The following is a 12,858-nucleotide window of genomic DNA, read 5'->3' on the forward strand; positions in this document are numbered from 1 at the left end:
TTCCCGGTAGGTCAGTTGCGCGAAGGCCATGCACAGGAATTGGTCTAGGTGCGAAAAAGTGAGCGTCGGATAGCGTCCAGGATACTTGGCCACACAACGCCGAAAGGTGTGTGGTGGCAGGTGATCCATCAGTTGGGCAAACACCGGCTTCCCAGTATGCATCGGACCACTCCCGGAAAAATCCGATAGTTTCCAGCACATTGAAATCGGTGACACCTATAAATATCATTTATTCGCTTTTTTATCAATCAGTTAAACTGTATCATTCCGATAATCTCCGGACAGCAGTGGGGCTAAATATAAAGTAGACACCTAAATCAGGTGTCCAGTAAAATTAAAAAAACGGTGTACACCATATTTTGTTTCTATCTTTATCAGCAACTTACCATTTTAACTTTTTGTTAGCAAGCGTTTAGTGCCGAGCTGTTAAGAGTAAATAGAAATGTCCGGTTTTGTAGCAAATTAATTGTCCGCTTTTTTGTTTTGCCTGGGAACGGTGAAGGGCGGTAGCCCGAAGCCGTTCCCAGGCGCGGCCCCTCCCCTGCGGAGCGGAGTTACGCGACGGCCTTGATTACGGGTTTTTAAATGCGAGGTAGGTTGCTCTTCCAATCATCGTACAAGTAGTCAAGATGAAAGCGAAGTCGCTTCTTTCGTCGAGAACTTTGAATATTCGTATACAACCAGTCGGCCCCGGTTAATAGGCCCAGTCCATTCACGATATATAGCTCAAGGTCGGAATCATTTTTATTGCCGATAATCGAGATAACAATTCCAACCACGGGTCCAACCCGGGGGATGTTGTCCTTTATCATTCTGACGATTGCCCTAGAACCTTCATCTTTCGGGTTAAATTCCTTTCGCAACTCGCCCATCAGCCGATCTAGCGCGTCTAGTGCCTTCTCCCGATTGCGATCTCTTAGCGCCTCCATAAACTCGTAGCGCGGTTTCGACCAATTATCTCGCAGAGACTCCGCCCGGATGGTACGCCAAGGGCATTCACTGAGCTTAGTCAGACTGACCTCCCATAGTTTAGGGCCATCACGAAGATCATCGTGAAGTCTTTCCGTAAAATCTGTCGACTCCTCAGTCGAATTTGATAAAGCCTGGCTATTGAGGAAAACGTTAGAATTGTTAGGAAAAGTCTGTGCAAAGGTATGTTGATAGCTTGCGACAGCGCAATCAGCAAGGCGACTCCTCATCTGATCTCTCGCAGGTAGCGAACGTATATAGTCGCATACCTCGTTGCGCCCCCAATCGGTTCCATACTTTATACTATTATTCGGGTTTCTCTCGGCAAGGAACCTTTTAAGTTTCGCATCAACAGCGTCGTATTTCTTCACATTCGTGTGTTCGTATGAGAGGAAGTGCTTCTTGAACAACCTAGGGAACCCGATGATAACCTTTGAGGAGTCCTGCAGTTTTATCGACTCTGTGGGAATCCAATCCTGTATTTCCGTGGCATACCGGAAACGCTGGTTATAACCGAATACGAGAGGATGGTGCTCTGCTTTGGTTTTTTCGAGATGTCCATCAAGGGTCGTAAAACTGGTTCCGTTATGACCTGAAATTAGAGCGCCGCTTTCGGAGAGAAAAGCCTGCAGTTCTTCCTTTCCTTGATTGCCTGACTGGTAAAGTTCAAAAAAGGGATTGTTTCGTCCGTGCATCAAATACGTTCTTGGAATTACTAATGTTCCAAAAATGAGATAATACAGTCGCAGGTAGACAGGTAGGTCATAATGCGAAACCACGGCGCGATAAGGCACCAAGCTGTAAGTCGGATCCAATGCTCCTAACAGAGTGGGGGACGACGGTGTCATAAATGGCTCCTAGTTCTCGATAATCCTTACCGGTAGCTAACTAATAAAATTAAGCGTCACATCAACAATGGCTAGTCAAAAAATCAAATTTCCTCGGTCTGTCGGGGATGTCGATTCAACAAGATATATACGACAATAGATGCCCAATAATTTTACTGGTATGTCGTATAATCAAGTTCAAATTAAACTACCTTATTGATATTTTGGAAAAAATTACATGGAAATGGTAAACCTGTGCAAATAAAAACATCATCTCACGAAAAAAACTTTCGTTACTTGACAACATCATAAACTTTCACGGTAAATAAACCCGCCAACTCATCCCCCCTAACTCACTACTCTTATTGCCTTCCAGTTTTCCCCCAAGCATCCCAACCAAATCATAAACCACGGTCATGCCAATGCCATGACCGTGGATGTTTTCATCGGCACGTACGCCGCGTTTTAGGATTTCGTTGAGCTTGCCGTCGGGGATGCCAGGGCCGTCATCGTCAATTTGTAGGAGCAGGGCATAGTTACGACGGTCTTTTCTTGGGTTTTGCGTGACGCTGATTTTCACGGAGTGGCGGCACCATTTGCAGGCGTTATCCAGCAGGTTCCCAACGATTTCGTATAAATCGCCTTCTTCAAAATAAATCTGGCATTGCTCGGGTACGCTGGTATCGAAGGTGATGGCTTTATCAATATAAACTTTGTTAAGGGATGCGCTTATTTTGTTGAGGAAAGCCGATAAGTCAATGCCTTTAATGGTCTTATGCCCACCTTTGGCGGCGGCTCTCTGTAATTGATACTCAACGATTTTATTCATTCTGGAGATCTGTTCTTGCACTGCATCCTTATTGGCGCTGAAAGTCTCGGTGTAGCCTCGCAGTATGGCTAGCGGGGTTTTCAGGCTATGTGCCAAATCAGCCAAGGTGTTGCGATAGCGTTCCAGGTGGGCGCGTTCGTGGGTGATGAAGGCGTTTAAGTTCCCTGCTAGGCCTTGCAGTTCCGTTGAATATTGGCGATCTAACAGGGTTTTTTCGCCTTGTTCGATCGCATTCAGGTCTTTGACCATAATCCGTAGCGGTTTCAAGCACCAACGCAATAATGCAAATTGCAGAAAAATCAGCACTATGCCAATGATAAGCAGCCAGAATCGTAAGGTTTTTTTAAAGCGGTCCACTTGTTGGCTGACGAATTCGGAATCTTCGGCAACCGTGAAAATATATTCTTTCTCAACGCCAGCGATATTTTTCCAGATAGTATCGTAATGCAGGAAATAACGGCGAGGATTGTCCGCCAAGAAGTAAGTGTTGCCTGCGCCGAGTTTTTCCGGCGGATTTGGCACATCTAACCCTATCGAAGACGGTGAGCGCCAAACCAGATTTTTGTTGGGTTGCTGGATGAATGCGTAGAGCCCTGATCCAGGGTTGACGAAGCGGGGTTCAGGCAGATTAGGGGGGAGGGTCAATTGGCCTGAATTTTTCAGTTCGGCGGTCGATAATAGTGAGTAAATTTGTACTTGCAAGCGCTCCTTAAGCGCCTGTTCGGCGCTTTCCCTGAAACTTTGTTCCAGGACTACGGCAACCAAGGCGAAGAATGCCGCCAGTACCAGGCCTTCTGTAGCTAATAAGCGGAAACTTAAAGATTGTGTTCGCACTTGAGATTTCTGGTTGTGAGTAAGGAAGCTATGCTCTGCGCAGCCACTTTTGCGAAATTTCTATTACCACGAATGACACGAAGTTTTATATATATTTTCTTCGTGGCCTCCGTGCCCTTCGTGGTGGAAAAATGCTCCTGCATTTTCCACATTCACCTCATCCCTGTGATTTGTGAAAAAATGACTTTACAAAATCCGCAAACTTGACCGTGTGCAGTATAAAAAGGTTATATAGGTATCCGGTAACCTCTCCCACGTAATGTTTCAATGGGTTTCCGGGTGCCGTCTGGATCCAGTTTTTTTCGTAACCGACCGATGAACACTTCAATAACATTACTGTCCCTGTCAAACTCTTCATCGTAAATATGCGCTGTCAAAACGGTTTTTGAAATCAATTCACCCTTGCGGAACATCAAATATTCCAGCACTTTATATTCATAGGCGGTTAAGTCCAGTTTAACACCGGAAACCAAAACTTCCTGGGTTAACGTATTGAGTTCGATATTGTCATGCGTAATGACGGGTTGCGCCTGACCTGCCGACCGGCGAATAAGGGCGTTGATGCGTGCCAGCAGTTCTTCATAATGAAAAGGTTTGACCAGATAATCATCGGCGCCAGCTTCCAGGCCTTCCACTTTTTCCTGCCAACGGCTGCGTGCGGTCAGGATAAGGATAGGAAGGGTAATCTTGTCTTTGCGTAACCGCTTAATTAGTTCGATACCGGAAAAATCAGGCAAGCCAATATCAATAACAGCAGCATCAACAGGATATTCCTTGCCCATGTAATAACCGTCTTTGCCGGTGTTGGCGGTATCGACAGCAAAACCTTTGCCTTCCAAATATTGATGAATCTGTTTGCAGAGCGTCAGTTCGTCTTCAACCACAAGAATCCGCATAGCTTCTCCTTACCGAAACCATTAACTGATTAACGCGCCTGTTTCTGCGTCGATTTTATAATGCTGTATTCGCCCATCGGGTGTTAACACTTTGATGATATGGACTGCCCTGCCATCAATGATCTCCGTCGTTGCGCCTAACACCCGCTTATTGCCATCCCTGATTATTTGCTGGGTTGCTTGGTCCAGGCTAACCCGTGCAATGGCAAAATCGTCCCTGGCGTGACAAACGCTCGTTAAGGCAATTAATATCAGGGATTTAAGCAGCAATTTCATGGTTGCACTGTTAAAGTTAACGTTGTAGTTCCTGAGGTAACTACTGGGTTTTTGGGGTGTTCATTATTTCAGGTGAAAACAGTGAAACCGGACATCCTGAATCCAGGCTGAATTGCTAATGTAATGTCCATCCTTTAGCCAAGTTACTGATACCTAAACCTAAAGATGCGCCCAGTTTGCCGGCAATCCGGTCAAGTAAACGTTCTTGTTGGGTAAAATCGACCAGTGTTTCCGCACCAATAACCTCTTTGGCAACATAATCCTGAGTGCCGATAGCGTCAACGATACCTAATTTAACGCTTTCCTCACCCGTCCAAACCAATCCCGAAAACATCTGCGGTGTCTCTTTTAATCGATTACCCCTGCCGGTTTTGACGGCGACTATAAATTGCTGATGAACCTGGTTGATTAAGTCTTGCATATAATGGTTTTCATCTGGTTTAGAGGGTGAAAAGGGGTCGAGCAAGGCTTTATGTTCCCCGGCTGTCAATAAACGGCGTTCCACGCCCAGCTTTTGCATGGTTTCGACAAAACCGAAACTGTCCATAATCACACCTATGGAGCCTATAAGGCTGGCTGGACTGGCATAAATTTTGTCTGTTGCGGACACGATGTAGTAGCAACCGGACGCGCAGATGTCGCTAACGACAGCGTGTATAGGTAGGTCAGGATGTTCTTTTTTAATTTTTTTTATTTCATCATACACATAAGCCGATTGTACCGGACTGCCGCCAGGGGAGTTCGCATGCAAAATTATCCCCTTGGTGTGTTTGTCTTTCGCCGCATTTCTGAGACTTTCAATGATGCTTTCTGCGTTGGCATTCTGGTTTTCCGCGATCATGCCGACTAAATCTATCACGGCGGTATGGTTTTTTCCGCCCATGCCCATATCCTGTTTGAATTTGGGGTACATGGCTATTCCCAATACAGCGAGAAGATAACCAAACATCAACAGCTTAAAAAATATTCCCCAGCGCCGGGCTTTTCTTTGTTCGGTGATGGCGGCAAAAGCCAGTTTTTCGACGATTTCTCGTTCCCAGCCTGGTTTGCCGGTTGAGTTTGAATTCACTTGATTGTCTGATTGGTTTTCCATCAGTTTTACCTTAAGAAATATGTCAGTAGTTCCGTTGGTTGTTGCAAGCATAGCAACGGGTCATATTGTTGCAGGGAATCTAGGGTGTTTGCACCGCAGGCAACCCCGATTGACGGGACATTGGCGTTGCGTGCCATTTGCATGTCATGTATCGAATCGCCGACCATTAGCGTACGGGTGTGGGATGTTCTTGTAAACTGCATGATCTCATGCAGCATTTTGGGATCGGGTTTTGATGCTGTTTCATCCGCGCAACGGGTGACGCTGAACAACCCTTCCGTGGCTGTTGCCTGCAATGCCTGAATCAACCCCGCCCTGGTTTTGCCAGTGGCGACGGCGAGTTGATACCCAGATTCCTTCAAATGCACCAGCATGTCATAAACGCCGGGGAAAAAATCATACTGGCTGAGTTGTTTGGAAAAATAGGTTTGGCTATAGCGGGCGACTAATTTCTCCTGGGTATCGGCATCGGAATCGGGGAATAAGGTGTGCATTGCGTTTTCAATGCATAAGCCAATCACATCTTTGGCGGCTTGCGGCTCTGGAATCAGGCAACCGCATTGTCCTGCCGCTTTTTGCAAACAATGGACAATCCAATCAATGGTATTAATCAGGGTGCCGTCCCAGTCAAAAACGATTAGGTCAAATCTGTTCTTCATTCTTGATATAATCACCAAATTGTTGCGGTAATGGGGCGGAAACCTTTACTGTCGCTCCGCTAACAGGGTGTTGAAATTGTAAGGTTTCCGCATGCAGGAACAACCGCTTATAACCCCGATTTTTAAAGGATTTGTTTATGTCATCCAATCCATAACGGTCATCGCCAACGATCGGGTGGCTCAGATAAGCGGCATGGACGCGTATTTGATGGGTACGCCCAGTTTTGGGTGAGACTTCAACGAGTGTTGCATCCCGATATAATTTTAAACGCCGGAATATGGTTTCGGACTCTTTTCCGTTTTGGTTGATAACCACCATCCGCTCACCGCCTTTGCTGATATTTTTTTGTAAAGGCTGGTTGACGACCAGTTTTTTTCTCGCCCATTGCCCTGAGAGCAAGGCAAGATAAGTCTTGGTCACCGTGTCGTCACGAAATTGCCCGTGCAATGACCGCAAAGCGCTACGTTTCTTGGCAATCATTAAGCAGCCGGAGGTATCCCTGTCCAGCCGATGCACGAGTTCTAGGAAACGTTGCCCTGGGTTGATTTGCCTGAAGCCTTCGATAATCCCCGAATCAATGCCGCTGCCGCCATGCACAGCAAAGCCTGAGGGCTTGTTGACGACCATCAGCGCATCGTCCTCGAACAAGACATTATGCTGCAAGATACCAGTTAATCCTCGGTTGACGGGCAGAATTCCATCAGTCAATTCGGCGATCCGCACGGGCGGAATCCTCACAATATCGCCGATAACCAAGCGGTATTTTACGTCCACCCGCCCCTTGTTGACTCTGACTTCGCCCTTGCGGACGATGCGGTAAATGCGGCTTTTGGGTACGCCTTTCAAGCGGGTAATGAGGAAATTATCCAGTCTTTGCTCGCTATGGTTTTCGGTGATTTCCACCCATTGAACCTGGGGTGTCGGGCTTTGTTGGTCAGTGTCCATGGCTTAAATAATACCAGTAGTTTGCCTTGATTGATGGATTAAATTGATGAAAAGCATTAAGGTTGCTATATTACCCTTGCCATGGAGTAAAAATAGCAGACTCTGTTAGGTTTCCATCATGAAACCAGGAAAAAGTGAGTCGGTGAGGAACGAAAGTTATAAAAATAATGTCAAGTCCGCAACCGCAAAGAATTTTCGGGTTGGTCATTCACCCATGACGAATGAATTAATAAATACTGTCCAAGACAGATATTACACTAACGACTGAAAGAACATTTTGCTTAGTTAAAAAACTTCGTACAGCCATCGTTGATCTCATCACACTATAGCCGATAAGGTACACATTAGGGTCGGGATACCAAAAATCAAGTTATTTATTCCCAGATAACATAGACACAGGAACAACGAGGGGCCAAAAAGTGTTTATAGAACACAAATCTTGGCGCGACGGTCAAACTCAGTCTGAATCAGTAAAATCTGATTGTTGGAGCGGTACATAAAAAGGAAATACAATGAAAAGAATGCTTATCAATGCTTCGCAGGCAGAAGAACTGCGGGTTGCCTTGGTAGATGGTCAAAAACTCTATGATTTTGATATAGAACTACCCTCGAAAGAACAAAAAAAATCCAATATTTACAAAGGCATAATCACCCGCGTAGAGCCTAGCCTGGAAGCGGCGTTTATCAACTATGGTTCTGAAAAACATGGATTTTTGCCGTTCAAGGAAATCTCCCCCGCCTACCTGAAAAATCAAGACGGTACTGAGGGCGAGATTCGCCGTAGCGCAATCAAAGACCAGCTAAAAGAAGGTCAGGAAATCGTCGTCCAAATAGAAAAGGAAGAGCGGGGCAATAAAGGCGCCGCACTGACCACGTACATCAGCCTGGCTGGCACTTATCTGGTGCTAATGCCAAACAACCCCAAAGCAGGGGGTATTTCCAGGCGCATTGAAGGCGATACCCGCACCGATACGCGTGAAGTCTTGGCAAGTCTTGAGATACCTGAAACGATGGGGCTGATCGTCAGGACTGCAGGGTGTGGTAAAAATGCAGAAGAATTGCAGTGGGACTTGAATTATCTATTGCAACTGTGGGAAGCCATAGAACGGTCGTCGAACGAACAGGCAGCGCCATTTCTCGTTTTTCAGGAAAGTAATGTCATCATCCGTGCCTTGCGGGATCATTTGCGGGGTAATATCGATGAAATCCTGATCGATAATGAAGATTCGTTCAGGCTCGTGCAGAATTTTCTAAGGCAAGTCATGCCGCATTTGTTGCCTAAAGCAAAATTGTATCAGGATGCCGTCCCTTTATTTAACCGTTACCAGATTGAATCGCAAATCGAAGTCGCTTATGGTCGGGAAGTCTCACTGCCTTCTGGCGGATCAATCGTCATCGACCATACCGAAGCGTTAACGTCCATTGATATAAACTCGGCACGCGCAACCAAGGGCAGCGATATTGAGGAAACGGCACTCAACACCAACCTGGAGGCTGCGGACGAAATTTCCCGCCAACTTAGGCTACGGGACTTGGGTGGTTTGTTTGTCATCGACTTTATCGACATGATGTCCAGCAAGAATCAGCGCACTATCGAAAATCATTTGCGGGATGCCCTGAAAATTGACCGTGCCCGAATCCAGACTGGCCGGATTTCCAGGTTCGGCTTGTTGGAAATGTCAAGGCAGCGGATGCGGCCTTCGCTTGGCGATTCCACCCAGATCACCTGCCCTCGCTGCAAAGGTCAGGGTACGATACGCAATGTGGAGTCGGTAGCCCTATCGGTATTGCGGCTGCTTGAAGAAGAAGCAATGAAAAAAGGCACGGAAAAAGTGATTGCCCATTTGCCGATTGAATGTGCAACGTTTCTTTTGAATGAGAAACGTAGCGCCATTGAAAGTATCGAAAACCGGTTAAAGGTTGACATTGTTATCCTGCCTAGTAAACATCTGGAAACCCCCGCTTATGATATTGACCGTATCAAAGAAAAAGAAGGGGCTGATGAAAAGCCCAGTTATGTGCAAATAAGATCGGAAGATATTGCTATCCCCGAATTTGCCCAGCAAGTAAAACAAAAAACTGAAAAAGCGGTCATCAAAGAATTTTTGCACGATTCGCCATCTCCAGCCCCCGTGCAAAACAAGAATGGGTCTGCCAGCCTGATTAAACGCTTCTGGCACAAACTGGTGGGCACAAGCACGGTCAAGGCAAAAGAATCTTCTGCACCGGCTGCCAAAGGTTCCCGCGTAGCAGAAGAAAGTCGGCAACAGAGATCGCGCAATTACAAGCGTGGTCAGTCTCCGAATAAAGACACTGATGATAGCCGTGCACCGAGAGGGCAACCACCCCGCCATAACCGGCTTGCCAGAGGTCAGGAACAGCGGTCATCGGCTCCGCAAGAAACACGTCCTACGCAGAACAGGCCTCAAGATTCCAGCAGAAATGATAGGCGGGATTTTGCCCCACCTCCTACGGAAGAAATAAATAATGGCCCAATTGTTAATGAACCTGAACGATTAGCGCCTGTTTTTTTGCCAAAAATAGAAAATGCGGATGACAGTGCGGTCACTGATAACCTTGAAGAAACACCTTCAAATAATGGCGAACAAAAATCAAGGCTCGACAATAAAAGAAGCAGTCCCAGGCGAGGGCCTAATCGCAGAAGGCCACGTAACCCCAACTATAAAAGACCTGATTCAGCGGTCTCGGATGATAGTAGGGTTGAAGGGGCTCCAGGGGAACAGGGCAGTGACCCTCAATCGGGACAGAAAAAATCTTATGCTGCCGAATTCGCTAACAGGCAGGGGGATGAAAGCATCCCGGAGTCCCAATCGAGATCACCAAGCCCTTCCTCGGAGACCGCCAGCCACATTGTGACATCCAAACCGGATTCGGCCAGTGAATCCTGAATTGATGAATAGTATCGGCAAAGATTTTGGATAACTTGTAATTACTGCGCTTCCAGATCGTCAACGCCATGGCACCGGATTTATTTCTGGACATTTCGATTTCTGCACAATGTTTGGCTATTATTGATAGCGGTCAGGAAATACGGAGTTATCGGGTTTCCACCGCTAAAAATGGTGCGGGTGAACAGCGTGGCAGTGAGTGTACTCCAGCCGGTTGGCACAACATCAGGGCAAAAATTGGGTCGGGCCTGCCCTTGAATTCGGTGTTTGTGGGTAGGCGACCAACCGGCGAAATTTATAATGAGGAACTGGGTAGGCGTTATCCAAAGCGCGATTGGATTTTGACGCGCATTTTATGGCTGGGAGGTTTGGAACCTGGTAAAAATCGTTATGGCGAGGTTGATACCTGCTGGCGATATATCTATATACATGGGACTCCTGATGAACTAATGATCGGTTCGCCAGCTTCCCACGGTTGCATCCGTATGAAGAATAAAGATGTGCTGGATTTATTTAATCGAGTAGAAGCAGGAATAAAGGTCTATATTCACGAGTGATATTTTTAATTTGCTTTCCTCTATACCTTCTATATTCTTTAGGTATAAATTCAGTTTATTGAATGTCCTTATGCTTAAATCTATATTTAAGGGATAAATGGCGCGTATTGTCCTGGGGATCGAGTACGACGGTAGCGGATTTTCTGGCTGGCAGTGGCAACCTAATCAGCGCAGTGTCCAAAGTGAGCTGGAAAAAGTCTTATCGAAAGTTGCCAATCGTCCAGTCACCACGATTTGTGCTGGCAGGACGGATGCCGGCGTCCATGCTTTGGAACAAGTCGTTCATTGTGATGTCGATGTGGGGCGGGAGTTCCATGCTTGGCTCTTGGGCGGCAATAGTTACTTGCCGGATGATATACGAATTATCTGGGTTAAGCAGGCAGTAAGCGATTTCCATGCTAGATATAGCGCGATTGCCAGGCTCTATCGGTACATTATTCTAAATAGGCCGGTTAAATCGGCTTTACAGGGCAAACAGGTAACCTGGTGCTATTACCCACTGGATGCGGAGGTGATGAATAAGGCAGCTCAGCACCTGGTCGGTAATCACGATTTTTCCTCATTCAGGGCGCAAGGCTGTCAATCGAAAAGCGCATTTCGGATGGTGCATTTTGTTGACGTTTGTCGTGAGGGCGATACAGTTATTATTCAGATATGTGCGAACGCTTTCTTGCACCACATGGTCAGGAATATCACCGGGGTATTAATGGACATCGGGATGGGGAAGCAAGCCGAAGATTGGGCGTTGACATTGCTAGCCGCTAAAAAGCGGGAGTTGGGAGGTGTGACAGCGCCCCCTTACGGTTTGTATTTAGTGTCGGTTTATTATCCGGCCTGTTATGGAATGTCAAAACATCCGGCGTTTAACAAATTGCCGGAAGATGCCAAGCGTTTTGATTAACTTAAAGTTTAATTAGCAGGTTGTTGTAAAACACCTGCTAAATGCAGTGCATGGACGCACTGCCTTTTATCAATGATTGTTAACTCATCGATAAAAGGCGTTTTCGTAAAACCGCGATTTACGAAAACGAGTTGAATAAGTCCATGGAAGGACTTATTCAACATTCTGTAAGACAAGTTGTCGCATTTTACAGTTAATTGAGTAGATTTATTTTTAAAACTTACTACATGATAAATATGACGAATTTTTTATCCTTCCAGGTACACGGCGGGGGCATTGGCGGTGGTGTCGCTGCCAACCTTACAAGCCTGTTAGAATTTCTTGAAGGGCTTTCTGGCAAAACGCCGCCGGAAATGTTTTCCGCCATCCTGCCAGGGATTACGGGCATGGATAACATCCATCCGTTGTTTGTACATTACCCGATTGCTTTTTTTACTGCTTTTTTCCTGTTAGATGTTATTGGCTCTTTAGCCAAAAAAGCCCAATGGCGCTATGTCGCAAGTTGGTTGTTATACCTGGGTACGGTAGCCGCTGTGTTTACTGTTGTGGCAGGGCTATTTGCGGCAGATTCTGTCGAGCATGGAGAAGACGTGCATGACATTATGGAACGGCATGAACATATTGGCATTGCCGTGCTTTCCTTTTCGCTGTTCCTGTCCGCTTGGCGTATGAAAAAATGGGGCTTGCATTCGCTAGGCGCTAATATGGTATTTCTTTGCTTGGCGGGTTTCCTCTGCTTGCTCTTGTCCTTAGGGGCTGATTTGGGAGGGTTAATGGTTTACCAGTATGGTGTCTCTGTGAAACCAGCTTCTATTTCGGCAGCCATTTCAGCAACCAATTCAGTAGGCGCAGCCGTGCAGCATAAGCATAAGCAAGACAATCCTGATATGAATAAAGACGGTCATAATCATGGCGGGCATGACCACAGTGGACATAAACACGGCAGTCAAAGTCACAGCCATAATCATGTCGGACACAATCACTCGCATTGATTAGGGCATATCTATAGCCCACTTCCCTCAATACGCAAGTAAAAATACCAGCAACCATTTGTAATAAGAAACTTGCGTTTCTTTGGTTTGTTGGCATTTAATTTTGCGCCGTCCTGTAAACTACAATGATGATTTAGAGAAAGTTACAAATCATTTTATGGTATCCTTAC

General features: G+C 46.2%; 12 protein-coding genes. 4 read left to right on the forward strand and 8 right to left on the reverse strand.

What is annotated here, in order from left to right; translation table 11 throughout:
* The 8 genes from ACLQ6D_RS00615 to rluC form a co-directional block, all read right to left on the reverse strand.
* On the reverse strand, positions 1–162 hold a 162-nt coding region (locus ACLQ6D_RS00615; RefSeq protein ID WP_411725338.1), incomplete at its 3' end, for a DUF4372 domain-containing protein.
* A 419-nt stretch (positions 163–581) separates the two neighbouring features.
* Positions 582–1,817 (reverse strand): hypothetical protein, encoded by a 1,236-nt coding sequence (locus ACLQ6D_RS00620; protein WP_411725308.1) that lies wholly within the window; start codon positions 1,815–1,817, stop codon positions 582–584.
* A gap of 295 nt (positions 1,818–2,112) precedes the next feature.
* Entirely contained in the window at positions 2,113–3,459 is a 1,347-nt protein-coding gene (locus tag ACLQ6D_RS00625; protein WP_411725309.1) for an ATP-binding protein, read from the reverse strand.
* Between the two features lie 227 nt (positions 3,460–3,686).
* Complete coding sequence (locus ACLQ6D_RS00630) at positions 3,687–4,355, reverse strand: response regulator transcription factor (protein WP_411725310.1); 669 nt, start codon at positions 4,353–4,355, stop codon at positions 3,687–3,689.
* Between the two features lie 21 nt (positions 4,356–4,376).
* Positions 4,377–4,631, reverse strand: coding sequence for a PepSY domain-containing protein (locus ACLQ6D_RS00635; protein WP_411725311.1), 255 nt, complete (start codon positions 4,629–4,631; stop codon positions 4,377–4,379).
* A 115-nt stretch (positions 4,632–4,746) separates the two neighbouring features.
* Positions 4,747–5,724, reverse strand: a complete 978-nt coding sequence (gene sppA, locus ACLQ6D_RS00640) for a signal peptide peptidase SppA (RefSeq protein ID WP_411725312.1) — start codon at positions 5,722–5,724, stop codon at positions 4,747–4,749.
* A 5-nt stretch (positions 5,725–5,729) separates the two neighbouring features.
* Positions 5,730–6,383, reverse strand: coding sequence for an HAD family hydrolase (locus ACLQ6D_RS00645; protein WP_411725313.1), 654 nt, complete (start codon positions 6,381–6,383; stop codon positions 5,730–5,732).
* Complete coding sequence (gene rluC, locus ACLQ6D_RS00650; RefSeq protein ID WP_411725314.1) at positions 6,367–7,329, reverse strand: 23S rRNA pseudouridine(955/2504/2580) synthase RluC; 963 nt, start codon at positions 7,327–7,329, stop codon at positions 6,367–6,369. Before rluC ends, ACLQ6D_RS00645 begins: the two co-directional genes overlap by 17 nt.
* A 512-nt stretch (positions 7,330–7,841) precedes the next feature.
* Between rluC and ACLQ6D_RS00655 the strand changes: the two genes are divergently transcribed.
* From ACLQ6D_RS00655 to ACLQ6D_RS00670, 4 genes are all read left to right on the forward strand, one after another.
* Positions 7,842–10,238, forward strand: a complete 2,397-nt coding sequence (locus ACLQ6D_RS00655) for an Rne/Rng family ribonuclease (RefSeq protein ID WP_411725315.1) — start codon at positions 7,842–7,844, stop codon at positions 10,236–10,238.
* A 68-nt stretch (positions 10,239–10,306) separates the two neighbouring features.
* Entirely contained in the window at positions 10,307–10,795 is a 489-nt protein-coding gene (locus ACLQ6D_RS00660) for a L,D-transpeptidase family protein (RefSeq protein ID WP_411725316.1), read from the forward strand.
* Positions 10,796–10,892: 97 nt separating this feature from the next.
* Positions 10,893–11,696 (forward strand): tRNA pseudouridine(38-40) synthase TruA, encoded by an 804-nt coding sequence (gene truA, locus ACLQ6D_RS00665; protein WP_411725317.1) that lies wholly within the window; start codon positions 10,893–10,895, stop codon positions 11,694–11,696.
* Positions 11,697–11,932: 236 nt separating this feature from the next.
* Positions 11,933–12,688: a DUF2231 domain-containing protein gene (locus ACLQ6D_RS00670; protein WP_411725318.1), complete on the forward strand. Its 756-nt coding sequence runs from the start codon at positions 11,933–11,935 to the stop codon at positions 12,686–12,688.
* The last annotated feature ends 170 nt before the right edge of the window (positions 12,689–12,858 follow it).

Origin of the sequence: Methyloglobulus sp. (assembly GCF_046714055.1) — a bacterium.
Lineage (GTDB): Bacteria > Pseudomonadota > Gammaproteobacteria > Methylococcales > Methylomonadaceae > Methyloglobulus.

Excerpts from the sequence above, each read along its gene's own strand:
- ACLQ6D_RS00620 (WP_411725308.1), bottom strand. The coding sequence starts at position 1,817 with ATGACACCGTCGTCCCCCACTCTGTTAGGAGCATTGGATCCGACTTAC.
- ACLQ6D_RS00630 (WP_411725310.1), bottom strand. The coding sequence starts at position 4,355 with ATGCGGATTCTTGTGGTTGAAGACGAACTGACGCTCTGCAAACAGATT.
- ACLQ6D_RS00635 (WP_411725311.1), bottom strand. The coding sequence starts at position 4,631 with ATGAAATTGCTGCTTAAATCCCTGATATTAATTGCCTTAACGAGCGTT.
- sppA (WP_411725312.1), bottom strand. The coding sequence starts at position 5,724 with ATGGAAAACCAATCAGACAATCAAGTGAATTCAAACTCAACCGGCAAA.
- ACLQ6D_RS00645 (WP_411725313.1), bottom strand. The coding sequence starts at position 6,383 with ATGAAGAACAGATTTGACCTAATCGTTTTTGACTGGGACGGCACCCTG.
- rluC (WP_411725314.1), bottom strand. The coding sequence starts at position 7,329 with ATGGACACTGACCAACAAAGCCCGACACCCCAGGTTCAATGGGTGGAA.
- ACLQ6D_RS00655 (WP_411725315.1), top strand. The coding sequence starts at position 7,842 with ATGAAAAGAATGCTTATCAATGCTTCGCAGGCAGAAGAACTGCGGGTT.
- ACLQ6D_RS00660 (WP_411725316.1), top strand. The coding sequence starts at position 10,307 with ATGGCACCGGATTTATTTCTGGACATTTCGATTTCTGCACAATGTTTG.
- truA (WP_411725317.1), top strand. The coding sequence starts at position 10,893 with ATGGCGCGTATTGTCCTGGGGATCGAGTACGACGGTAGCGGATTTTCT.
- ACLQ6D_RS00670 (WP_411725318.1), top strand. The coding sequence starts at position 11,933 with ATGACGAATTTTTTATCCTTCCAGGTACACGGCGGGGGCATTGGCGGT.